Origin of the sequence: Desulfurococcus mucosus DSM 2162, assembly GCF_000186365.1 — an archaeon.
GTDB lineage: Archaea > Thermoproteota > Thermoprotei_A > Sulfolobales > Desulfurococcaceae > Desulfurococcus > Desulfurococcus mucosus.
The window spans coordinates 271711-294913 of record NC_014961.1; the positions used below are offsets into that span (position 1 = coordinate 271711).

Genomic DNA, 23203 nt, shown 5'->3' on the forward strand with positions numbered 1-23203 from the left:
CTAGCCTACGAGCAGGGTTTCCAGTCTAACCTCGACGCCCAGTTCATGTAGCTCTATGAGTAATGGTAGATCCTTCTCTATGGCTGCTTTAAGCTCCGCATCCCTGCATTTCCCGAACAACCCTTTCTTCCTAAGCTTGATTCTCACGACGAGGTAGCCGTTGCCTACATCGGCGGCCGGCTCATCCTGGAGAATGCAGCCGTATAGGTCGGCGGTCTCACGGACTATGTCTCTTAGATGCCTCAGGAAGCCATGTAGCTTGCCTTCATCCACGCTAGGCGGCTTCACCTCTTGGGTGGCTGGGCGCGGTGTTGCAGCGGGCTCCACCTGCCTGGGTACTGCTTCCGGAGCCGGCTTTTTTCCAGCCGGCTCCTCCACTGGTGCTTGAAGACTGAATAAGCGGCACTCCAGGTAGGATGACGCAAGCTTCTTGACTAGATCCCTTAAAGCAATATAGCCGGATAGCCTCACCGATGCCTCGGGGAAATACTCGGCGACGGATTTCACGACCCCGTCTTCAAGCAGGATAGTGTAGCTGCTTTCATCACGGCAGGAGAGCAGGTAGGAGCCCTTCGCCAGCTTAGTGGAGAGTGCTTCAACGAAGTCGGAAAGCGTTACATTTAATACCTCGAGATAACGCCCTTTTAAAAGTAGTTCAGCCTCCTTAACCGGGTCGCCCAGTAGGTCGAGGCTCCCAGAGTCGTATTTAAGCCCTGTTAAACCAGGTAAATCACTCAAAACACTAGACACCTATCACGGTTATCTTATTCTGTGCGAACCACTTATAAGGGTTGACCCCCCTAATCCTGAGGGGAGACAGCCGGGAGGCAGCGTCATGGGAGAGGCGTTGATAATCACGCACACGGATATGGATGGAGTAGCGGCGGCAGCCCTCTACATCTACCTGAACAAGCTTGAAGACTACAGGGTGTACTTCACGGAGCCCTATGGCCTCCACGAGGCGTTGGGGAAGGCGGTTGGAAAAGGGTTCACTAGGATAGCATTAATGGATCTAGGCGTGAACCCACCCGTGTTCAACAGGGTTGTAGAGCTCCTCGGGGAGCTCACAGGTGGGGGAAGCAGGGTATCCTGGTTCGACCACCATGTATGGGAGGATGAATGGGTGAAGGCCGTAGAGGGCTCCGGAGTCGTGCTCCACATTGATACCTCGACATGCGCCACCGGCGTGGTCTACAAGTATAGTGAGCGGAAGGGGAGCATAGACCCCCTGTATGTCTCAAGCCTCGTAAACGGTGTCTGCGCAGGCGACCTCTGGAGGTTCGACCACTGGCTCGGCCCATACTATGTGAGGCTCGTCAGGAGGAGGGATGGAGATGGATGGAGGAGGAGAGTCCTAGAAACCCTGTCGAAGGGGGTCTTCTGGGACCCGTTGTTCGAGGAGAAAGTTGTTGAAGCAGTGGAAGCCGAGCTAGGGCTACTGGGAGACGGCTTGAAAACAGTTGTAAGGGAGGTAGACGGCTTCAGGATATGTGTCGCAGAGTCAAGCGACACCGTTGAAAACAGTTTCCTAGCCTCATACCTGATGGGAAGGTTCAACGCCGACGTAGCCGTGATAGCGTCAAGCGATGGGAAGCTAAGCCTGAGGAGCAGGGGTGTAAACGTGAGGGATATAGCCGTCGCACTGGGAGGCGGAGGCCATCTCACGGCGTCAGGTGCCAGGATACCGATCCCGTTTAAAACAAGGCTGCTTTCAAGGCTGTCGAAGACCATGCTGCTCGAACACGTTGCCGACAGGGTTCTAGACCACAGGGACAAGTTGAGAAGGCTCTAGTCGCAGAGACGCCTGAGGAGGAACACCTCGCCGTCACATGCCTTGAAGACGAGTACACCTCCCTCCCCATGCTTTAACGCCACGATGGAGGCCACTAGTGCATCCTCCTCATCCCTTGAGAGCACCGTGTTGACGGTTATCCCGACGGCTTCGGCAAGCCTATATACATCACTACACCCGCTGGACTTCAAAGCACTCCTCGGATGCGTCTCCACCACCTCCACCCCCATCCCCCTCATAATCCCTGCGAGCCTTACAGCCCTCTCATACAGCATTCTCATACCTCTCCAACCCGGTGGCAGCACCCTGTAACCCCTCTTAATCAACTCTAGGTCAACGCTACGGTAGCCTCTGCCAGGCGTTAAAGGTGCATCTACAGCTGCAACCACGGGTTTAAGCCTCTCCACGAGCCCCAGTATGTCTTCATCGCTGTAGAGGAGCCCTATGAAGACTATTCTCAAGCCCCTAGAGTGCTCGATAACCGCGACACCGCTTGGATTCCTGGGTGAGCCAGCGAGGTCTATGCCTGCGTACCTCACCATTTAACCCTTTCTCCCTTCTCGAAGCCTATTGTCCTCCTGTACTCCTCGAAGAAGTCTTCAACACTCCTCATCCAGCCGGGTAGCTCCGCCGGCTTAGACGGGTATTTATCCAGGTAGAGTTCCACAGCCTTCTTCATGTAGCTTCTAACGGTTCTCAACTGGTTTAGTAGGCTGGGCCTGCTGAGGGCTTTCAACACTGCTAGCACCGTGTGAGCTATCCTTTCCCCTAGCTCCCCTTTCACACCCATATCGTAGACCGAGGAGCCGTCGACAAGCCTGTTAGCCATGATCCATTCGAAGTCGTCGTTGGAGAGCCTCTGCATGTACATTCTAAGCACGTCTAGCCCGGCTTGCTTAGCCCCGTAGGCCTTCATGTACTCTATGTTAGCACCCCACATGGACTCCTCGTCAACCACTCCCTGCTCGAGGGCGTCCCCCATGTGTCTAGCAACTATGTCGGCTGCCTCAAGGGAGGAGCCTATGCCGCCTCCGTGGACAGGGTTCACGGTGTACGCTGCGTCACCTACTACGCCTACATTCCTCCAGACCATTGTGGGCAGGGGTCTGCGGGTGGGCACTATGCCGCCTCCAGCATGGATGACTCTCCCAGGGAACCTGGGCTTCAAGTATTTATCATAGTTGTGCCTAGGGTTGTGGAGCCCGTTCCATATTACGCCGAGCCCCACGTTGACTACTCTGCCGTCACCCGACTTCGGGAAGAGCCACCAGTATCCCCCTGGGGCAACCACGGTGTTCAAGTATATCACGGCGTAATCCCTGTCGGCTTCATTCACGGAGCCATCGTATTCGACGACCTCCCTGTACGCTATGTTGAAGTCCGTTGTATAAGGCTTCTCCGAGATAGGCCACGCTTCAGGCAGCCTGCTCCTCAACGCTGGTTTAGCACCGCTTGCATCAATGAAGCCGCTGGCCTCCAGCTCCACGGTGCCTCCACCCACCTTCTTAACCGTGATGGATTTAACAGTGTTATCCTTAACCGTCACGCCTAGAACAGTGTGCTGGTCGAGTAGCTCAACCCCCTTATCAAGCGCCTGGCGGAGCAGCCACTGGCCTAGCTTAACCCTGTTAACGCTTACTCCTTCACCTGGCACTGTTATCTCGTAGCGTTCGCTGGGACTATATATCCTGACGCCCTTGTACACGTGGTCGACGACGCTGTCCGGCGGCTTCAACCCTATGTGCTCGAAGTGATGCACCCCTATCGCGTCCCCGCAGGTTTTATCACCTATCCTGCTGGCGGGCTTACTCTCCACTAATGCTACCCTGAAGCCCTTGGAGGCAAGGATTAGCGATGAGTAGAGTCCCGCTACCCCGGCACCCACGACTACTGCATCATACTTCAAGCCGTGCACCTCGCGCACTGCTTATGCTTAATGATAGGTTGACTGGAGAATAAAAAGACTGCTTTAACCAGTTGAGCTGGCTGCAGGGGGAGGCCGGTTACAACTGAAAGCCTCGCCTTTTTGGAGGAGGTCAGAGGGTGCTTCACGCTATGGTAGAGTCTTGAGCAGCATTCCTTCGACAACCACGGGGTTCAGGTCTCTCAGTAGTCTAACAGCCGTCTCCAGCCTCGACGCGCTACTACTGTAGAGCGTTATCAATGGGTCGCCCTTGTTCACCCTGTAGCCTACCTTTGCATGCAGCCTTACCCCGGCTCCCTTATCGTAGGGGGCTCCACAGGCTCTAGCTATCAGTGACACGGCCGCGTTATCTATGTGTGTTACAGCACCCTCCAGAGGCGATGAGAGAGTGAAGGTGTGGGAGCCCACCTGTATGTCGTCCGGTTTCACATTGGGGTTACCGCCCTGAGCCTCCACTATCTGCTTGAACTTCTCGTACGCCTTCCCGGAGAGGAAGACCTCCCTAGCTATGTCCTCGCCCTGGCCTGGTTGAGCCCTCCCACTGAGCTCCAGTACAAGCCCTGCCAGCAACACTGCTTTATCTATTAGGCTTCTACTCCCCTTTCTCTCGATGAGTGCCTCGAGAGCCTCCCTTGCCTCGAGAGCCGGGCCCGCAGTGGTTCCTATCGGTTGCCCACCATATGTTAAAGCCACCTTGATTGACAGGCCGAGTAATCCGGCCTGCCTTATGAAGAGCCCGGCCAGCTTGTCGGCTGTCGATGCATCCTTGACCTTGGCCCCGCGGCCCACCGGCATATCTATTACGAGCCTTTCAACCCCCATCGCTATTTTCTTTGAGAGTATACTGGCCACCATTTGTTGATCCGGGTCTATTGAGAGCCTTCTCTCAATGTTAACGAAGATGTCGTCGGCTGGCGCCAGGTTCAACTTACCTCCCCACGCTAGAACACCCTTAACCCTCCTAGCTATCTCAACTATCTCATCCATAGTGAGGTCGACCCTGGCCAAGACCTCCATTGTGTCAGCTGTCCCAGCCGGGCTCGTTATAGCCCTGCTACTGGTCTTCGGTATCAGGAGGCCTGAGGCCGCTACAATGGGCACTGTTAGCAATGCAACCTTACTGTTGCCTGGCACGCCTCCTATACTGTGTACATCGTACACTGTTTCCTCAAACGTGACCCTACTGCCTGTCTCAACCATGGCTTTTATAAGGTAGCTCAACTCCTCCTCGCCGAGCTCGCTGTAGAGCTGGCTGACCAGGAAGGCAGCTATCTCGGCTTCACCGTAGACGCCGTCAACGACATCCCTTATAATGCTCTTCATCTCCCCCTCCGAGAGCCTTCCTCCATGAAGCCTCTTCTTCAACGCGTTGAAGCTTGCCGGCAGCCCGACTGGTTTAACCCCGACTTTATCCCCCTCGGAGACGCCGAGCGCTGACGCCGTCTGCTTGGAGAGGGCTACTACACCGGGTTGCGTTATGGTCTCACTTGTCACCACTGTGGCGTAGGCCGATTTGTCTCCAAGTGTCACTAGCACCACGTTGTTCGCTACCACTCCGAGTTCCCTGGCGTCAGACGTGTTCATGATGATTAAATTCCTGTGTAAATCTATGTCGACTACTCTGACCTCGAAGAGCTTAGGCCTCCCCTCTAAACCCATGTCTATCCCACCTGCTTCCCATTATCCGGAGGCGAAATCTCATAGAATCATGTGGGAGGTTTTTAAATCTGACCCCCCCGCCTTAAAAGGCGAGGCTTTCAGTTGTTAACAGGCCTCAATAACCTATTATGAAGGGTTCCCCGAACCTCCCCAGCCTCACCCTCCCACCCGGCTCACCGTCAACGGGTATGGCTCTAAGCGATAGCGGCCTGGATTTAACCCGGCTCAGAGAGTACGCGTCCAGGGTCAGCCTTGCAAGCCCTTCAACGCTGGAGGGTACAATGATCATGTCTACACCGGCTACACACGTGGATGCGTAGCGCAGGAAGTCCCTGGCCCTCAGCAACCCTCTTCCCCCGTACTCCACTAGCACTGAGTCCTCGGCGTAGGGCAGCATCACCTCGTTGAAGCCAACGGCCCTAAGCCTGTCTCCATGCATACCTATCAACTTGTTGACCACGTGTAAAGCGTAGTTGAAGCCGGGTTCCAGAGGGCTGAACCCAAGGGACCCAAGCAACCCCGCCACGCTTCTCTCCATCCATGGCGAGAGACTGTAGTCTATGTACACAGGGTACCCTAGTGATTTCTCAAGTAGTTCAGCAATGTTGTTGAAGACCTTGAAAACCCTGTGCATGGACTCCGATAACCCGTCTATGCTCTCAGCGTCCAGTGCGTTAGGGTATAGGAAGGCTAAGCCGATGCTCCGGGACCCCCTGCTCGATGAATCCGGGAAGTATGGTGTGAGGAAGGATTCATCGTGGAAGCCGATGGCTATCCTGGTGGCGTTCACGGGGTCATCGGCTGCAGCAGCGTGGATGATCCTGGAGAAGTGGAGTGCGTCATCCATGGTGAAGTCGTTCACGGGTGCTAGAATAGGGATGTACAGCCCGCCGCCGGCTAGGTGTGATGCATCGCCCGGTGTAAGCCTCCTGAGGTCAATGTACCCCGCGCTAACCAATGCGTCCCCGTTGCCCGCTACCTCCAGGAGCTTTAAGGCCTCCCCTACTCCAATACTCGGCATGGATACACGCTTAGTGAAGACTCTGAGCCCCTGCTCCCTGAGGATCTCAACGGCTCTCTCCAGTACATTGATCCCGTGCTCGTACTCCTCCCTGATCCCGCGGTGTCTACCGGCGAAGTATGTCACAGCCCGGACCTCTATGTTCTCCACGGTGCTCCCCTCATCCACTGGTTTTAAAGGCGATCCAGGTATTAAATAGGGCTGATCCACGTGGTGGTGCATGTGGTGACCAGCCTTAAAGGCAGGCACTTCCTAACCCTAGCCGAGTATAGTAGGGAGGAATTACTGTTCATCCTGGAGACGGCGATGCAGTTGAAGCAACGCTATCTCGCAGGGGAGAGAGTGATACCGCTGCTCGTAGGCCGGCATCTGGCGATGATATTCGAGAAGCCGAGTACGAGGACGAGGATAAGCTTCGAGACAGCTATGAGGGAGCTGGGAGGCAACGCGATATACCTGAGCGCCAGCGAGCTCCAGTTGGCCAGGGGTGAAACCATAGAGGACACGGCGCGAGTCCTCTCAAGGTACGTTGACGCCGTGATGGCACGGGTCTACGAGCATTACAAGATCGAGAGGCTCGCCCAGTACAGCAGGGTCCCCGTTATCAATGGGTTAAGCGACCTCCACCACCCAGCCCAGGCTTTAAGCGACGTGTTAACAATCATGGAGAAGAAGGGGAGGGATATCACGAGGCTTAAGATAGTGTTCGTCGGGGATGGAGGCGACAACGTCCTACACAGCCTCATGCTTGCAGTAGGGATACTGGGCGGTAGAATCGTGATCGCCTCGCCGAAGGGCTATGAGCCGCATCCAAGCGTTGTCAAGTTATTCAACGAGCACGCCGCACCCAACGGCGGCTCATACGAGATCGAGAGGGATCCATTTAAAGCCGTTGAGAACGCTGACGTAGTCTACACCGATGTATGGGTCAGCATGGGGCAGGACAAGGAGAGGGAGAAGAGGTTGAGAGACCTGGAGCCCTACAGGGTCACGGTTGAACTGATGGAGAGAGCTAAGCCTGACGCGGTCTTCATGCACTGTCTACCAGCCCATAGAGGGGAGGAAGTAGTGGATGAGGTCATAGATGGCAGGTGGAGCATTGTCTGGGATCAAGCTGAGAACAGGAAGCATGCTCAGAAAGCAGTGTTAGCGCTCCTGGTTCCATGAGGCCTGCATAACCCCGTGTTCCAAAGGTTTTTTATAGTGTTCCAGCATAGAGTTATCGCTCAGGTTCAACTGTTTAAAGGTGTAATCCATGAGTAGAACCGTGTCGAACACTATCTACACCTTATACGAGTACCTCGCCTCAAGGCCGGGGCTCGCGAAGGCGGCCACATACATTGTTCTCACACTAATACTTGCATACGGCGTGTACGTCAGGTTCTCACCCTACTGGTTGAATGGTTTCGAGTTCTTCGAGTTCGACAGCTACATTGAGTACTGGCAGGCTAAGTACGTGTATGAGAACGGCTTACTCTCATGGTACACGCTTACAAGGGATAACCCTGCAACCCACATATTCTGGTATCCCTGGGGCAGGGACATCATATACTCCAGCTACCCGTTTCTACCGATGTGGATAGGATCCACATACCACCTTGTAGAGGGATTAGGGTTATCGTTGAAGCAGTGGGGGATACTCCAGCCCATCATATTCGCAGCCATAGGTATAGTGCTCGCATACGTCACCGGGAGAGAGCTCTCCGGTGGAAGCAGGCTTGCAGGCCTCTTCACAGCCCTTCTGACAGCCGTGCTACCGGCTGCAACCGAGAGAACGGTGTTAGGGTATATTGAGAAGGAGGGAGTGGCCCTTGTCCCCATACTGCTCTACGTCTACTTCTACAGTAAGCTGGTGAAGTCCATTAGCAGCGGGCAGGCTTCAAGGCTGAGGAAAACAGCATACATGGTTCTCTCCGGGCTATTCCTCGCCATGGTTGGATGGCTGTGGGGAGGCTACGTCTTCATACTGGGCACGATGGTCGCTTTCACAGTGGTTTACCCTGTCCTAGTGAGGGGCAGTGTTAAAGGGGAGTTCCTAGCCTACCAGTTCGGGCTTATCGCATCCTCCATGATACTTGTACTGCCATCACCGGCGAATGCTTCGAACCTCGGTATATACCCGTTTAACCCGAGGGATCTAGGAGTAGCCTTGGCATCCACGTTGGTGCTGCCTCTGGCATACTATGTCTTGAACACGGAGTATAGGAGGCTCGGGTTGAGGAAGCCGCTCTTAACGAAGGGGAGATACCTTCTACTGCTAGTGGTTCTCGTTGCCGGGGGATCAGTGGCTGTTGCACAGGGACTGGTGCCGATCGGCGGTAGGCTGGCATGGGCCCTTGGATTAAGGTTCATCCCGGCGAGCCCCCTCGTCGAGAGCATTGCGGAGCACCAGTCGCCTCTCTCAAGCTATAGTACCCTCATAGGCATGCTTCACTCGTGGGGAGTGTATCCATGGCTCTTCTTCGCCTCACCCCTAGTGCTAGGGGTCATCGGCTCCCTCTACTTCATCTACAGGGGTGAGGCGGATAAGCTGTATGTGTCAATAGCGTTCATCCTAGCGTTCTACTCGTACCTGAACGCAGCCTACATGATTGCTTCAGCGGCATACTTCGGTACACTCGTCATGGGTGTCTTCATGGGTAGACTCGTCGAATACCTCTTGCCGACGCGGCGGGAGCTCGAGGATAGGAGGAAGGGTAGGGTTAGGTATAGGCCTGCGAGAGAATACCGCGTAGTAGTCCTAGCACTGGTGGCGCTGGCACTGGTGAACACGGCTTACGCAGGGTACGTTGACTACGTGTCGAATAAGAGCATGGTTTACACTTTGAAAGCAGGGGTCTCAGGCCTCCCATACTATAGTGACTCATGGTACAAGGCTGTTGAAGCCATAAGAGGCCTCCCAGAGGGCTCGCTTGTCATAGCGTGGTGGGACTACGGTTACGGTATATCGGTTGACGGCGGGAAGGCTAGTGTGGCTGACGGCTCAACGCTTAATGAAACCCAGATAGGCATCATAGGTTTAATAATGTCGGCCACCAACACCAGTGAGGCAGCCATGCTTGCAAAGCTCTTCAACCCGCCGGCTGGTAGAACATTCCTCATGGCAATAGACTCCTTCATAGTGTCCAGCGATAACTCCAGCGTCGTGATATGGCCGGTTGTGACAGGCAGCATGCCTGGTACAGTGGACATACCGAAGAGCGTCTGGATGATACGCATAGGGAACTCGACGGTCAGCTACTTGAGAAGCATCGGGGTGAACGCGTCGTACAGGGATACCTCCGGATACCTCTACGTCTACAGCTTCCAGGATACATCGATAATATCCCCGGTCTTCGATTCACCCGGGAGGCTCCCGTTACTATACAATATGTTGATAGACGGCGCCATGTACTGGGCGGAGACAACTAACAGGTCGTACACGTTGAAATGGTTCACCGGGTCCCAGGGCCTCCTCGACTCGGCTACGGCGTCAAGGATCAGTGAGAGCCTCAAGCTACCTGTTACACAGTACATCCAGGCTCAATCCATAACAAGCCTTTCAACGAGGCCCCTGGTGAACGATACCCATGTTAAACCATACAAGGTGATCATGGAGCCATTCGTAAACCCGTATACTGGTCAACCCGTGGAAGTGTCAACACCCGACGGCGGTAGAGGCATCTTATACAGCATCATAGTGTTCTACCAGCTTCTCCCCGACCACTAGCTCTTTTCCCTTTTAAATCATCCCAACTACATAATCCATATAGGTGCCGGCAATGTTTAAGAGGAGCAGGGATCCTTTAAGGAAGGCTCTCGAAGCCCTTTACCACGTGCGCTTACTCAGGGACAGGATAGACACATTATACAACAGGATTAGCGAGAGAAGGGAAGCATTATTCGAGAGGCTCACGGATCTCGAGTCGAAGGGAGAGAGATACCTGGCTAAAAGATACGCCGAGGAGATCTCCAAGCTCGACAAGCTGCTTTCAAGGCTTGCAGCCGTGCAACTCGTGGTCGAGAAAGTGGATCTCGCCTTACAGTACGCTATAAACATGAGGGAGTTCTCCGGCGTGGCATCCGAGGTCAGCAGCCTAGTCAAGGATCTCTCGAAGCTGCCCGAGCTCAACATACCGGATTTAAACCTCGCCTTCGCCGAGCTACAGGTATCCATCAGGGAGCTGAGTGAGGCAAGCGGTCCAGGCGCCCTGGATCTAAGCTACTCGCCGCCTGGCGGGAGCGATGTGAAAAGGATACTCGAGGAGGCCAGGGAGGTCGTTAAGAAGAGGCTGGAGAACGAGTTAACGGCTTAACGGGTGGACGGCTGGGCAGCCTAGAGCTGTAGAGTATACCTTCTCTCCTCCTTCACCGTGGCGAAGCGCACCCTGAACTGGTTCAAAACATCGATCAAGTCCTTGGTGACCCTCTTAAGCAGCTCGCCTGGAACCACTACCACGTAGTCGTTGAACTCCTTGTTGAGGAGGCATGACCCTATAGCGTAGGCAAGCATCTTGTACTGGTCTGAGAGAGGGGTGCCTGGATCTATTATCCACACGCCGAGCCTCTCATCCTCCCTCTCAGCTATGATGTCCGGCTGCAATGGCTTCGCAAACCTGTTCTCGGAGGCATCGTAGCCGGCTTTCTCCAGCTCCTTCACCACCTCCTCTATCAAGTGCTTCCTCGCCGGAGACACCCTTTGCACACCTATGTATTTCTCGAGCTCGCCGTGCTCCTCCGGGTTGTATAGAGTGTATCTTCCCCTGTCAACCCTGTATAGGAAGAGCTTCTCGGGATCCCTGTAGCGGTCCTTACTGCTGCCGTTCACGGTGACAAGGTCTATCTCGAAATCCATGCTCATCTCGGATCTCGATGGATCCTTCTCCCTGGCCTTGGAGACTAGCTCCTTCCGCGTGAAGTATACTTTTCCACTCCTGTAGAGCTCCTCAGCAGCCTCCTTGAGGAGCAACCAGTTCGGCTTCTTCTCAACGCCCGTTGAATCAGCACTGCTCAATGCGACCACCGCCCCGGTTACCCGGCTATCAGCCCTGTGCCCCTAGTGATTGATCAGCCTCAACGCTTTTTATTATTTCATCAACCATGCTCATCACTGCTTTAGCAGCCTCTCCCTCAGGGTATGCGAGAAGGTAGGGTTCACCCCTGTCCACGGCTTCATTGATCAATGGATCCAGCGGTATCTTGCCGAGGAGGCGGGTCCCGTACTTGCTTGCAAGGTATTCCCCGGTGCTCCTGCCTAGGAGGTTGAAGACGGAGCCGCAGACAGGGCATTTGAAGTAACTCATATTCTCCACTATGCCGAGTAGCCTAATATTGTTCCTAGCGGTGAAGTTCACTGCTTTAGCGACAATGGTCTCCGTCAACATGTTTGGAGCCGTCACTATGACCGCCCCTGTTACATCCGGGATCACCTGTGCAATAGTTATGGCTGCGTCACCGGTTCCGGGAGGCATGTCTATTACAAGGTAGTCTCCATCACCCCAGGCAACCTTGCTGAGCAGCTCCGTTATAGCCTTGGAGACCAGGGGACCCCGCCACACAACCGGGAGATCCGGTGAGTCCAGCATGAGGTTAACGGCCACGACTTTAACCCCTAGGGGTCCCTCAACCGGGAGGATCTCACCGTTTTCACTGGCGTAGTGCCTCATCCCCTGCACGCCCAGCATGGATGGTATTGAGGAGCCATGTATATCGGCATCCAGTATGGCAACCCTCCTACCCTTTAAAGCCAGCCCGAGCGCTATTGAGGATGATATGAAGGTTTTCCCAACGCCGCCTTTACCGCTTAAAACAATGATCTTAAACCTGTAGCCCTGCAGCTTCCTCTTAGCATCGTTGATGAGTTTGAAGACGGGTGTGAACGCAGCCCTCTTCTCCTGACTACTCATCGGTGTCCACCACGCTAACCATTTATAACCATGTTATCCCACTATACTCTTAAATAGCTAAGGGTGCCAGCGGTCCATGCCTTGCAGCATCGCTCCGGGAAAAGTGATCCTTTTCGGAGAGCACTTCGTCGTGGAAGGCTACCCGGCCATAGGGCTGGCCGTGGGGCTGTATGCATCCACATGTGTTGAGAAGGGAGAGTTTAAAATATACTCGAGGCAGCTGGGGCCAATAGATCCATCCTCCCCCCTGGCTAAACCCTTCCTCAGGGTGCTTGAGGAGGCTGCAAGGGAATTCAACTGCGGCCGCGACTACACTATATACATAGACTCAGGGATCCCCGTGGGAGCTGGAATGGGCTCCTCAGCCGCTGTAAATGTCTCGCTAACACACTCCCTGCTCCATGCATGCGGCGCCGGGTTCACGAGGGAGGATGTCAGCAGGATAGCCTACATGGGGGAGGTCGAGGTTCACGGCAAGCCAAGCGGTATCGACAACACGTTGGCAACGTACGGCGGCCTCGTATACTATAAGCGCGGCTCCTTCAAACGCCTCGACACACTGCTCCCGGAGGGAGTTGAACTAGTGGTGGCGGATACAGGTGTTAAAAGAGACACAGGAGTAGTTGTGAGAGACGTGCTGGAGAAGCGTAGGAGACTGGGGAGGCTTGGAGGAATACTCTACGAGGCAGCAGGCGAGCTGGTTGAGGAAGCCCTTGCCGCCCTCAGGGAGAGGGATGTAGTCAGGCTAGGCGAGTTGATGACGGTGAACCATGGGCTCCTCTTCTCAATGGGTGCGTCTGCATGGGTTAACGACTACCTGGTTCACAGGATGCTCGGCTTAGGAGCATATGGGGCGAAGCTAAGCGGCGCCGGAAGGGGAGGCATAGTGATAGGGTTAGCGGAGCCTGCACGGGCACAGGCGATAGTGGAGGAGCTTGAGAGGGAAGGGGTTAAGGCATACAGGGTTAAACCAGACTACGAGGGAGTCCGCCTCACCACGGGTTCCATGGTTGAACCAGGCTACGGCTAAATAAGGGTGCCTCCACCATATTTAAACCCGGAATGATGAATATAGTGGTCAATGAGTAATGATTGAACTCCCATGGGCTGACCGGTATGGCTCTCAACGGGTCGAGGAGCGGGAAGATCAAGCTACGTGTGACACGCGATGTATTCAACAGGTTGAACTCCCTACTCTTAGAGTCCCTGCCAGCGATATATGGTTACAACGGCTTGATCAAGGGTGAGAAATACTATTTGAAGCCTGTTCACATAGTTTCAAGGAGGCTTCCAACAGGTGCAACCGTCAAGTACTATTACTACGGGAGATACTGGTACAGGGTGGAGAGGAGTAGCGATGGAAGGATAAAGTGGATCTACCTTGGACGAGTGAAGCCTTCGCCAAGCCTACCGGATCCACCTGCAAACCCCCTCGAGGGCCTTGTCGTGAAGAAGATAGAGGAGGAGGGAGTGGTCGAGCTGGTGTTCGCCAACGAGGAGGTCTTCAAACGCCTCTACAGCAAGCTTTTCCAGGCTACTTGAAAGCCTCCTAAACCCTGTTCACCGGTTGGAAAACTTTATAAGGCTGATTAAAGGATAAACCATTAATGCAGTGGCCTAGATAGTAGTTCTCAGGGGAGATGTATTGATAGTTGACATCGAGGCGTCCAGTCGCATCCTTAACAGGGTTCTGTTAAGGTACATAATTCTGTCACGTGGAAGCATTGTGGCGAAGAATAAAGGTATCCCAGGCAGCAGGGTGCTCGAGTACGTGGGGAAGGCTTGCAGGAGCAATGTATGCATGGCGTTACTTAGGGCTCCAGGGATCTGGGGAGACATATATGTCTCACAAGGGGTTCCAGCAGCGGTAAACATGGAGGTGGACGGGGAGTATCTCAGCGGTGGCCTAGCCCTGGAGAAGCTTAAAGAGCTCGGGGAGGTGGATGTAGAAGTCTACGCCTTCAACCCCGAGGTGGTGGACGGTATCTACAGGCAGGTGGACAGCCTGATAAAAGATGTGAAAGGGGAGGTTGAAGCAGATAGGAAAACCATGACCATAGTCAACACGCTCCTCAAGCTGACTGACACCCCGTGCTACATGGAGGAGCTTAGGCTCAGCGGAGGAGAGGATCTCCTCGAGGCCCGCATGGTGTGCGTCGGCAAGGATCTCTCTTTTCACGCCATGCTGCTAGCATTAAGGATACTTGACCTGTACTCGGTGGCCCCGTCAACACTACGCTTCTCCACGAGGCTTAAAACACTTGAACACGGTGTCCTAGTCGAGAAGAAGGTTGAGGGAGACATGGAGATACATGACGACACGACTAGAAACATATATGTCAACCTCCCGTCGATACTGGCCTCAGCAGGCTCCCATGTACTCAGGGCTGAAGTAGACAGGGAGCGCGGCAAGACTGTGGTAAGGGTTGAAGCCACTCCGCCAGCGCTGGACGTAGAACCCGATGAGCTGGCGGCAATGATACATCGATCCCTCTCCAAGTCCCTCAGGAGGCTCGAGGTCATCGTTGAATACGTGGTTGAGACAGCCGTGGGACCGGTGAAAGTCAGCGGGAAGGCCCCTGCCCCTTAAATGAGCTTACAGATGTAAGCCTGAGGGGATGCAGAAGAACCTCCTTAGGGCGGGAAGGAGCCGTCGAAGCATGACCACGGCGGCGTAAGCTTTAATACTCGCCTCGGTAATCACCTGTATTATGTGCTTGTAGACGGCGAGATATTCAGCTTGATGGATGATCAGGCTTGAACCAGGAGTTGATGAGCAACCTTACAGGGATAATGGTTGGGGTGGCGCTCGCCTACACGTTGCTGCTCTCAATAGGTTTAACAGGGTATATCGCGTATAAGCCACGTAGATCCAGTGTGAAGGCATGCAACTACGAGATAGTCATAGTGTCGAAGGCCGATGAGAAGGTGCAGAGGAGCCTCATAGAGTCGGTTAAATACCATGTCTCAAGGTTCTCCCATATAACCCTTGTGGTCGATGAGGGTGCTCCCCTTATAAGCACTCTACGCTACCTTAGGGGAGTGAGGCTGATAGTGGTTCCCTCGGGTTACAGGAGGGATCTGGTTGGGAAGGGGAGGGCTTTAAACTATTTCGTGGAGCACTATGTGTCACCCGACAAGTGGTATGTATTCATAGACGACGACAACCTGATTCTGGATGACTCATTCCTCTACGAGATACCCTACTATGAGGCGAAGGGGTTCGTAGCAGGCAACGGCATCCTCCTCCCGAGGCCCGGGAAAAGCATGGTTTCATACGTCATGGACTGGATCAGGTATATCGATGACCTCACGCTCTACAGGTTTTTCACAGGGCTCCTCGGGAAGCCCTTGATAGGGTTGCACGGGGAGCTCCTCATAGTGAAGGGCTCGGTTCTAAAGGAGATAGGCTTCAACAACAGGTCTATAACGGAGGACTTCAGGTTCGCAGTGGAGCTTGTGAGGAGGAAGTATAAGACCTGGCAGTCTAACACCAGGGTCTCCATAAAGAGCCCTAACAGCGTGAAGGACTTGATGATTCAGAGGGGGAGGTGGTTTAAGGGCTTGATAACGGATATAAAGTATTCTCCAGCCCCGATGAAACTAATAGTTGGCTTCAGGTCTTTCGCATGGGTTCTAAATCTAGCTGTATCAGTATTGTTCTTCCCGATACTCGTGTATCTCGGGCTCGTCTGGTACATTTTACCCGGCAGCATATATTACCTTGCCTCATACACTTACGGCGTGATCAGGAGCAGGGAGCCATACCTAATCCTCCTTGTGCCCTTATTCGGCTTCATCGAGGCATCCTCAAGGATCTACGGGTTGATGAGGGTCAACGACTTCGTCGTAATAGATAAAAACTAGTTGCATGAATACACCTCTAAAACGGTGTAATCCATGGCTTCAAAAGCCTTCAAGCTCAAGTATAATGATGTAACACTGTTCTTCGGCCCCGGGGTTCTCCGTGAGAAACTGGCTGAGAACGTGAAGGGGTATGGGAAGGCGTTGATAATCACTAGTAAGAGTGCTGCAAGAGTGTCGGGTGCACTCGACACGGTCCTCGAAGCATTGAAGCGTGAGAGCGTCGAGTACGTCGTCTACGATGGCGTTAAGGCGAACCCCTATGCAAGCATGGCTGATGAAGCAGGGAGGATCGCGGTTGAAAACAGAGTTGACCTCATCGTGGCGGTGGGCGGTGGAAGCGTGATAGATGTCGGTAAGCTTGCATCAGTGATAGCTACCACCGGTATCAAGGCAGCAGACATAGCCGTGAACCCGGCCTCAGTCTCCAACGCTAGGCGTCTACGCTTAATAGCCGTGAACCTCACGCATGGAACCGGCAGCGAGGTGGACAGGTATGCCGTGGTAACCATTGACGGGACATTCGAGAAGAGGGGTATGGCGGTAAGGTACCCGGACGTAGGGTTCGACGACCCATTGTACACGAGGACCCTGAGCAGGGAGCAGTCACTCTACACTAGTCTCGACGCATTCTACCACGCGTATGAAGCCGCCACCTCCACCTTCTCGAATCATTTAACGCTGACTCTCTCAAGGGACGCTGTCGAGGCAGTGGTAGGTAGCCTACCAAGGGTCCTCGGCGACCCAGGCAACCTGGAGCACAGGGAGAAACTGCTCTACGCGTCAATGATAGCTGGGATCTCAATAGACCAGTCCATGACGCATTTAAACCATGCATTAGAGCACTCTTTCAGCGGGTTGCACCCGGAGCTACCCCATGGCGCCGGGCTAGCCATACTAGGCCCCATGGTAGTCTACTACACGCATAAAGCAGTCCCGGAGGCCTCAGCCCACGTGCTGAGGCCACTGGATCCAGGGTTGAAACCCCTCGCAGGCGACGCGGAGAGAGCCTACAGGGCTGTCAAGGAGTTCCAGTCCTCCCTAGGGTTTGATGAGAGGTTAAGCGACTACGGTGTAGACATGGGTGAAGTGGAGAAGGCGTTAGAGTTCACTATGAGGATGATTGAGGCAAGATACACGTCGATACCCTTCAAGCCCAGCCTAGACGTGTTAAGGGATATAGTCGCTAGATCCCTCTAGGAAGCCGATAGCCCTCTTCACCCTGTCAGCGAATGAGGCAAGCCTCCTCAACATGTGTTCTCTATCACGTGCTCCAACCTTCACCTCATCCAGCATGGATGCAAAGAACTCTATTGTCCTATCAATGTGCTCAACCCTGACGGGATAAGGTACACCGTCCTTACCACCATGAGCATAGGCATAGAGGAAGGGATCCATGATGCTTGTTGTCGGATCCCTTAATGAGGGCCTATACCCGTAGATCAGGTCTGCAACCAGTGCGAGAGCCCTAATGGTTTCAGCACCCACGCCCGGCAAACCTATTAACTCATCGAACTCTCTCACACCCAGCTTCTTTATCTCGGAGGCAGCTTTTCCAACAAGCCTCAGGTTGGCCACGGGACGGTAGTATCTGGGACACACCTCGGTTAGCTGCCGTACTCGACTCCATGTATCCCCCTGTGCACCCCCAGTCACCCATGAGAGGATGGAGGGCTCACCCCTGAGGATCCTATTAGCCTCCCCTAGGCTGTTCAAAAGGGATCCAGGGGGCGTTGAGGAAACTATGTCTAGTATGGCTCGCCTAGCCTCCCTGCTACCCGGGTTGGCAAGGTTCAGTGAGAGCTCAATCTTCATGGAGGCTACACCGGAGTGTGGTTCAACCCTGGTGGTTGGCAGCGAGCCCTTTGGAACGGGGAGATGGTAGCGTCTGGCCATCCCTGAGTCCTCGTTCAATCCCTGTTGGACGACAAGCATGTCTCCATCTGAGTCCACTATCAGGCTGTGGATATAGATGCTGTAGCCATCCTGCAATGCGACTCCATCGATTTTAGCAGCCATCCTACTGGCTCCCACTATCCTCTCGTAGTCGGCTACATCGCTAATGGCCTTCGCCTCCTCCGCTACAGCCCTAGAGTCCCGGCCCTTCCCGCCGAGCACGGCGATCCCGTTGTCCCTGAGGGAGCCGGGTGGAAACGTGTTCTTCAAGACATATACGACCACGGTTGTCGAGCCACTGCTATCCCAGTCCATGCCTATAACATTATTGAATGCCTGGAACCAGAAGGGGTCCCCTAGGCGCCTCACGAGCTCCCCTGGACCATAATACTCGACAATGTACCGGGCTATCAGTCCTCCGAGAACCCGCATTCTCTCGAACAGGTATGGAGGTACATGCCCGTTGTGAAGAGGCAGATCCGCAACCCCGCTGTAACGGGTCACGGGTCTCACTGAGTAACATCTATTCCTGTATTCTAAAAAATATCCCTAATAAAACTGCTTGAATGGGCGGGTTACCCGGCGTCCTCTATGAGTGGATGCTCTACGCCACGGGCTTGGCAGGCTTGAAAGCTATTGGAGTGAGCCCTAGGGCTGTGAGCGGTGTGGAAGGGTTCTCAGGTATTAGCTTGTTGAGGCTGCGGGTGGCTGCGTATATGGGGATTGGTGCTTGGGAAAACAACTGGCTTAAATGGTTCTGCGGCTTCTTAAAGGGCCTCCTTCACGGCTTTCCTGAAGATCTCGAGGCCTGTCTTCGCCTCCTCCTCGCTTATCACGAGGGGTGGTATCAGTCTTATCGAGGACTTTCCGCAGGGTAGGAGCACTAGCCCGTTCCTCAGGGCTCTGGCAACGATCCTGTTTCTCAATGAGGGGTCAGGGGTCTTAGACTTCTTGTCCTTCACTATTTCAACACCCCATGCTAGTCCAATCCCTCTTACATCGCCGACTTGCTCAACACTCTGCTTCAACCCCTCTAACTCCTCCCTGAACAATGGTTCAAGCCTGTTAACGTTGGGAAGGAGTTTCTCAACCACCTCTATTGTTTTCAACGCTGCCACGGAGGCGAGGGCGTGTCCTCCATACGTGTTGCTATGTATCCCCGGTTGCTTGAAGTCGAGGTCGCTTCTGAAGACCGTGGCCCCTATGGGCACTACGCCGCCGCTGAGTGCTTTAGCCATGGATATTATGTCGGGCACTATGTCGAAGTGCTCTATGGCGAACATCCGCCCGGTTCTCCCGAGGCCCATTTGAACCTCGTCTATCGATACCAGTATACCGTATTTATCAGCCAGCTTCTTCAACTCCTTGAAGAAGACCCTGGGTGGAACCACGTATCCGCCTTCTCCTTGAATTGGCTCGGCGAATATTGCAGCAACCTCCTCGGGAGGCGCCAGCTTCTCCAGTATGTACTCTTCGATAAACTCTATGACCCTGTTTACGAGTTCCACGGGCTCCTCGTAGCCGTCTATATGCCATGGATTCCTATAGGGGTTCGGGTATGGGGCATGGAAGACGCCGGGCATCCACGGGAACACCAGCCTCTTATGCACACTCTTACTGGCGGTCAAGCCGAGGGAGCCCATGGTTCTCCCGTGGAAGCCCCCGTAGAAGGCTATGAAGAGCTTCCTCCCCGTTGCCTGCCTAGCTATCTTTACAGCGGCTTCATTGGCCTCGGTCCCGCTGTTCGAGAAGAACACTTTCCTTGGAACCCCGCCCGGCGCTATCTCCGCGAGCTTCTTCGCCAGCATTACTTGATACGGGTTGAAGAAGTCTGTCCCGGCTGCATGCGCCAGCCTCTCCAATTGCTCTACGACCGCCTTCTTAACCTCTGGGTGCGTGGGGTAGCCTAGGTTATTGACTCCTATGGCGCTTGAGAAATCCAGATACCTGTTGCCATCCACATCGTAAAGCCAGACTCCTTCACCCCTCTCAATGACCAGGGGCAGCTCCTCTGGGTCATGGGTTGTTGTGGCAACGTATTTGAAGTGTTCATCTATCCACTGCCTGGATTTACTCCCAGGCGAGCCTGGTTCAATCCTTACCTCGGGCCTCATCACCAATGCACCTAGGAGATACATATATGGCTGTACAGTATATATATCTATGTTCACATCACGCGGCCAACCCAGGGAACCCTGCACACCAGCCACCAATGGATTCAACCATGGATGGAAACAAATATCTAGGTGCACACCCGGTAGGTATGGCTGGGGATGAGGAAGGCTGTACTCTCGGAGAGGTGAAGAATCCTTTGAGTGCGCCTGACCCGTTAACTAAGGCTAGCTAGGCTAGGCAACGGTTTAACCCTGGATAGAGACTTTATCGGGGCTGTAAGCATCGGTTTAAATACCTCTCCTCAGATGGGGCCCCATAGCGTTGGGCTCAACCGCCACCCATGACCCCAGGGTGATAGCCCGTGATCTCTGGGCGAGGCGGAAGCCCCTGGATATTCATTCGTATCCAGGGGCAAACGGCAAGCGGGGAAGCGGCATACTAGCTAGGTCTCTGCTTGCCCAGCCTCCTGTATACATCCTCCTTCCTCAAGCCGGCTAACTCATCGGGGCTCATTGATTCAAGGAGCCTCCTCGCCTCCTCCCTCAATGATGGATCTAGGTCTCTCAGTAGTTCCTCAATAATCTCCCTTCTATTCTTGCCAGGCTTGAAGACGGCCATCTATTCCAACCCATGTCTATTGGAGTCTCCTACGGGTTTTAAACCTGGGTTTGCATTGGTTCTCCTTTGAGAATGCTTCAAAACCTATAAGCATGTGTGTCGATAGCTATGTTCAAGTGGTATTGGGTAGATGGGTTCCTGCTTGGGCATGGTGATCGCTGTGAGGCTTTTCGGCACAGCTGGTGTAAGGATGAGGTATCCGGATGAGCTTGACGCGGTTGCTGCTTACAGGTTGGGCTTAGCTATGGGGGTTTTAGGCTTATCCAGCTGCAGCTACATAGTGTATGATACACGTGTCACAAGCCATGTCCTCACATACGCCTTTGCGGCAGGCGTTGCGGCCTCCGGTATGGATGCATCAATAGTGGGGCTTGCACCAACCCCTGTGGCAGGGTACGCTGGGCTTAGGCGTGGCGGTGTAGGCGTGAGTGTTACGGCTAGCCATAATCCCCCGGAGTACAATGGGTTCAAGTTCTATGATGTGGAGGGATTCGAGTTCACGCGGAGCCTCGAGGAGAGGGTTGAGGAGCTGGTTTCAGGCTCCTTGAAGGCGGCTGAGTGGAGTAGGGCTGGGAGGATACTGCATGACTCCACGCTTCTCGACGACTATGTTGAGGACTTACTGGAGGCGTCGCAGCCTTCTAGGAGGGCTTGGAGCCCAAGGGTGGTTGTCGACTGTGCTAACGGTGCCTCGTACCATGTGACCCCCGTCGTGGTTCGATCCCTTGGTGGAATACCGGTTACGGTCAACTGTAGTCCAGACGGCTACTTCCCCGGGCGCCCTCCTGAGCCCAGGAGGGATGTGCTCGAGAAACTGCTACCCGTCTACAGGGGTGTGGAGCCAGCAATGGTGTTAGCCCACGACGGCGACGCCGACAGGCTTGCAGCCCTAGACCCATTCCAGGGATTCATCAGGCAGGATAGGCTGCTCGCACTATTCGCCAAAATACTGCTGGAGGAGAGGAAGGGAGTTGTAGTAGTGAGTGTTGACACAGGTAGGGTTGTAGACGAGGTGGTGGAGGCTTCAGGCGGCAGGCTGGAAAGATACATCCTGGGGAAGACGCATGAGAGAGTGAAGGAGCTTGGAGTAGGCAGCGTGGTGATGGCTGGGGAGCCATGGAAGCTCATAGATACATCATGGGGCCCATGGGTCGACGGCGTGAGGCAGGCAGCACTACTAGTGAAACTTGTTGTTGAGAGAGGGAAGCCGCTTGCAAGGATCCTTGAGGAGGAGGGTGTACCGGACTACCCGTGGGATAGGAGGAGCTATGTGATAGACCCCCCTGGAGCCAGGATGGATGTCTACAAGGGGCTGGTTGAGGAGTTGAAGAGCAGGCTCGGGGAGCCGGTGGCAGTAATAGATATAGATGGCTACAGGTTCGAGTACAGTGACGACTCATGGATACTTGTCAGGGTCAGCGGGACCGAGCCGAAGATAAGAGTGTATGCTGAGGCAAGGAGCAGTGAGAGGCTTAAAGAGATGGTGGACACTGTTGGAGCCATCGTAAAGGAGATGGCTTCAAGGAGGGACGCGAGGATAGCATCGGTCACAATAGGCTAGCACCAGGTCAGTATCCTCTACGAGTAGGAGTGCTGGAGAAACGATGAGACATCGAGGTAGACCTCATGGGGCACGTTGATCACATGGCTCGATGCAAGCCGCTTAAACACTCTTGAAACCAGGAGCCTCCTGTACGCCGGGACCCCGAATCCCACTGCAACCATGTACCCCCTCCCCCTGTACCTGGCCAGGTCCACGGCTGCAAGCACTAGTGAGGCAGGAGGAATGAGGAGCAGTGCCACGGCTACGGGCTCTTGCTGCAATACTGCTCCAAGATACAGCCTGGAGAACTCGAGGGCGCCGAGCACGTAGAGCCCTGCTGGAAGCAGGATGCACATCCATATGACGGCGTCGACGAGCAGCACTACTGCGGTAACAATGATTCTAGCTGGGACCCCTGCGACAGGCCGGTAGAGCCCGTAGTGAAGCATCAAGCCGACTACAAGTAGCCCGGGGACAACTATCAGCGGTGCCAGTAAGCCGCCCACGGTGGCCGTCATGCTCCCCCCGTAGCCTAGCAGGAGGAGCACGTAGAGGGCGAGCACAGGCAGATACGCGGACACGAACAAGGAGATTTCACCGCTCCCCCTTGGCAGAACCCTCCTGCCGGTGACATCCGTTGAGAGATGGTATGGGAATAGGAGTGTGAAGACCACTATGCCAGCCGTCAACACGGCTAGGTCTACAGCTATATACGTAGAGAACCCTCTGAGCAGGACCACGGCGACCAGCCCAGCCCCCACCGAGTAAGCAAGCCACTTAGCCGTGCCAGGGATCCATGTCTTCATCTATGCCACTCCCCGAGACTATAATAGTTATTAGGCTCACAGTCGTAAATAAACCTGACAACGCCTCAACTAGGCGTGAG

The 23203-nt window shown here is 54.4% G+C and carries 21 protein-coding genes; 10 read left to right on the forward strand and 11 right to left on the reverse strand.

Annotated features, from left to right (window positions below; translation table 11 throughout):
• Positions 1 to 738 (reverse strand): hypothetical protein, encoded by a 738-nt coding sequence (locus tag DESMU_RS01500; RefSeq protein WP_013561828.1) that lies wholly within the window; start codon positions 736 to 738, stop codon positions 1 to 3.
• A gap of 97 nt (positions 739 to 835) precedes the next feature.
• Here DESMU_RS01500 and DESMU_RS01505 point away from each other — a divergent pair, with 97 nt between their 5' ends.
• Positions 836 to 1792 carry a DHH family phosphoesterase gene (locus DESMU_RS01505; RefSeq protein WP_013561829.1) on the forward strand — a complete coding sequence of 319 codons (957 nt, stop codon included), beginning with the start codon at positions 836 to 838 and terminating at the stop codon, positions 1790 to 1792.
• On the opposite strand, the gene DESMU_RS01510 is transcribed toward DESMU_RS01505, so the two are convergent.
• From DESMU_RS01510 to DESMU_RS01525, 4 genes are all read right to left on the reverse strand, one after another.
• The gene (locus DESMU_RS01510; RefSeq protein WP_013561830.1) at positions 1789 to 2334 is read right to left on the reverse strand and encodes a DUF429 domain-containing protein; all 546 of its coding nucleotides are present in this window, start codon (positions 2332 to 2334) and stop codon (positions 1789 to 1791) included. The two genes, DESMU_RS01505 and DESMU_RS01510, sit on opposite strands and share 4 nt — an antisense overlap.
• The gene (locus DESMU_RS01515; RefSeq protein WP_013561831.1) at positions 2328 to 3698 is read right to left on the reverse strand and encodes a geranylgeranyl reductase family protein; all 1371 of its coding nucleotides are present in this window, start codon (positions 3696 to 3698) and stop codon (positions 2328 to 2330) included. Before DESMU_RS01515 ends, DESMU_RS01510 begins: the two co-directional genes overlap by 7 nt.
• Positions 3699 to 3845: 147 nt before the next feature.
• Entirely contained in the window at positions 3846 to 5375 is a 1530-nt protein-coding gene (locus DESMU_RS01520) for an AMP phosphorylase (RefSeq protein ID WP_013561832.1), read from the reverse strand.
• A 115-nt stretch (positions 5376 to 5490) separates the two neighbouring features.
• Positions 5491 to 6564, reverse strand: a complete 1074-nt coding sequence (locus tag DESMU_RS01525) for a DUF711 family protein (protein ID WP_245526467.1) — start codon at positions 6562 to 6564, stop codon at positions 5491 to 5493.
• Positions 6565 to 6618: 54 nt separating this feature from the next.
• Here DESMU_RS01525 and argF point away from each other — a divergent pair, with 54 nt between their 5' ends.
• From argF to DESMU_RS01540, 3 genes are all read left to right on the forward strand, one after another.
• Positions 6619 to 7563: an ornithine carbamoyltransferase gene (gene argF / locus DESMU_RS01530; protein WP_013561834.1), complete on the forward strand. Its 945-nt coding sequence runs from the start codon at positions 6619 to 6621 to the stop codon at positions 7561 to 7563.
• Positions 7564 to 7651: 88 nt separating this feature from the next.
• On the forward strand, positions 7652 to 10105 hold the full coding sequence (locus tag DESMU_RS01535) for an STT3 domain-containing protein (protein ID WP_013561835.1): 2454 nt from the start codon (positions 7652 to 7654) through the stop codon (positions 10103 to 10105).
• A 52-nt stretch (positions 10106 to 10157) separates the two neighbouring features.
• The gene (locus DESMU_RS01540; protein WP_048078643.1) at positions 10158 to 10691 is read left to right on the forward strand and encodes a hypothetical protein; all 534 of its coding nucleotides are present in this window, start codon (positions 10158 to 10160) and stop codon (positions 10689 to 10691) included.
• Between the two features lie 20 nt (positions 10692 to 10711).
• On the opposite strand, the gene DESMU_RS01545 is transcribed toward DESMU_RS01540, so the two are convergent.
• Entirely contained in the window at positions 10712 to 11389 is a 678-nt protein-coding gene (locus DESMU_RS01545) for a DUF7669 domain-containing protein (RefSeq protein WP_013561837.1), read from the reverse strand.
• Positions 11390 to 11417: 28 nt separating this feature from the next.
• Positions 11418 to 12281, reverse strand: a complete 864-nt coding sequence (locus DESMU_RS01550) for an Mrp/NBP35 family ATP-binding protein (RefSeq protein WP_013561838.1) — start codon at positions 12279 to 12281, stop codon at positions 11418 to 11420.
• Between the two features lie 76 nt (positions 12282 to 12357).
• Here DESMU_RS01550 and mvk point away from each other — a divergent pair, with 76 nt between their 5' ends.
• From mvk to DESMU_RS01575, 5 genes are all read left to right on the forward strand, one after another.
• Positions 12358 to 13311, forward strand: a complete 954-nt coding sequence (gene mvk, locus DESMU_RS01555; protein WP_013561839.1) for a mevalonate kinase — start codon at positions 12358 to 12360, stop codon at positions 13309 to 13311.
• Positions 13312 to 13373: 62 nt separating this feature from the next.
• A complete protein-coding gene (gene ubp / locus DESMU_RS01560) occupies positions 13374 to 13823 on the forward strand; it encodes a UBP family nucleoid-associated protein (RefSeq protein ID WP_013561840.1) in 450 nt (149 codons plus the stop codon).
• A gap of 103 nt (positions 13824 to 13926) precedes the next feature.
• Complete coding sequence (locus tag DESMU_RS01565) at positions 13927 to 14871, forward strand: hypothetical protein (protein ID WP_013561841.1); 945 nt, start codon at positions 13927 to 13929, stop codon at positions 14869 to 14871.
• A 167-nt stretch (positions 14872 to 15038) separates the two neighbouring features.
• Entirely contained in the window at positions 15039 to 16148 is a 1110-nt protein-coding gene (locus DESMU_RS01570; RefSeq protein WP_048078644.1) for a glycosyltransferase family 2 protein, read from the forward strand.
• Between the two features lie 33 nt (positions 16149 to 16181).
• Complete coding sequence (locus DESMU_RS01575; protein ID WP_013561843.1) at positions 16182 to 17345, forward strand: iron-containing alcohol dehydrogenase; 1164 nt, start codon at positions 16182 to 16184, stop codon at positions 17343 to 17345.
• On the opposite strand, the gene DESMU_RS01580 is transcribed toward DESMU_RS01575, so the two are convergent.
• From DESMU_RS01580 to DESMU_RS01590, 3 genes are all read right to left on the reverse strand, one after another.
• Positions 17316 to 18554, reverse strand: a complete 1239-nt coding sequence (locus tag DESMU_RS01580) for a DUF763 domain-containing protein (protein WP_245526468.1) — start codon at positions 18552 to 18554, stop codon at positions 17316 to 17318. The two genes, DESMU_RS01575 and DESMU_RS01580, sit on opposite strands and share 30 nt — an antisense overlap.
• Positions 18555 to 18808: 254 nt before the next feature.
• Positions 18809 to 20155: an acetyl ornithine aminotransferase family protein gene (locus tag DESMU_RS01585; RefSeq protein ID WP_048078652.1), complete on the reverse strand. Its 1347-nt coding sequence runs from the start codon at positions 20153 to 20155 to the stop codon at positions 18809 to 18811.
• 439 nt (positions 20156 to 20594) lie between these two features.
• Positions 20595 to 20774, reverse strand: a complete 180-nt coding sequence (locus DESMU_RS01590) for a hypothetical protein (RefSeq protein ID WP_013561846.1) — start codon at positions 20772 to 20774, stop codon at positions 20595 to 20597.
• Between the two features lie 130 nt (positions 20775 to 20904).
• Between DESMU_RS01590 and DESMU_RS01595 the strand changes: the two genes are divergently transcribed.
• Positions 20905 to 22335 (forward strand): phosphohexomutase domain-containing protein, encoded by a 1431-nt coding sequence (locus DESMU_RS01595; protein WP_013561847.1) that lies wholly within the window; start codon positions 20905 to 20907, stop codon positions 22333 to 22335.
• 17 nt (positions 22336 to 22352) lie between these two features.
• Here DESMU_RS01595 and DESMU_RS01600 read toward each other — a convergent pair whose 3' ends face one another.
• The gene (locus DESMU_RS01600; protein ID WP_013561848.1) at positions 22353 to 23123 is read right to left on the reverse strand and encodes a hypothetical protein; all 771 of its coding nucleotides are present in this window, start codon (positions 23121 to 23123) and stop codon (positions 22353 to 22355) included.
• Positions 23124 to 23203: the final 80 nt, after the last annotated feature.

Coding starts and splice junctions, on each gene's coding strand:
- DESMU_RS01510 (WP_013561830.1), bottom strand. CDS start 2,334: ATGGTGAGGTACGCAGGCATAGACCTCGCTGGCTCACCCAGGAATCCA.
- DESMU_RS01595 (WP_013561847.1), top strand. CDS start 20,905: ATGGGTTCCTGCTTGGGCATGGTGATCGCTGTGAGGCTTTTCGGCACA.
- DESMU_RS01575 (WP_013561843.1), top strand. CDS start 16,182: ATGGCTTCAAAAGCCTTCAAGCTCAAGTATAATGATGTAACACTGTTC.
- DESMU_RS01590 (WP_013561846.1), bottom strand. CDS start 20,774: ATGGCCGTCTTCAAGCCTGGCAAGAATAGAAGGGAGATTATTGAGGAA.
- DESMU_RS01540 (WP_048078643.1), top strand. CDS start 10,158: ATGTTTAAGAGGAGCAGGGATCCTTTAAGGAAGGCTCTCGAAGCCCTT.
- DESMU_RS01550 (WP_013561838.1), bottom strand. CDS start 12,281: ATGAGTAGTCAGGAGAAGAGGGCTGCGTTCACACCCGTCTTCAAACTC.
- DESMU_RS01585 (WP_048078652.1), bottom strand. CDS start 20,155: ATGAGGCCCGAGGTAAGGATTGAACCAGGCTCGCCTGGGAGTAAATCC.
- mvk (WP_013561839.1), top strand. CDS start 12,358: ATGCCTTGCAGCATCGCTCCGGGAAAAGTGATCCTTTTCGGAGAGCAC.
- DESMU_RS01535 (WP_013561835.1), top strand. CDS start 7,652: ATGAGTAGAACCGTGTCGAACACTATCTACACCTTATACGAGTACCTC.
- DESMU_RS01520 (WP_013561832.1), bottom strand. CDS start 5,375: ATGGGTTTAGAGGGGAGGCCTAAGCTCTTCGAGGTCAGAGTAGTCGAC.
- DESMU_RS01600 (WP_013561848.1), bottom strand. CDS start 23,123: ATGAAGACATGGATCCCTGGCACGGCTAAGTGGCTTGCTTACTCGGTG.
- DESMU_RS01505 (WP_013561829.1), top strand. CDS start 836: ATGGGAGAGGCGTTGATAATCACGCACACGGATATGGATGGAGTAGCG.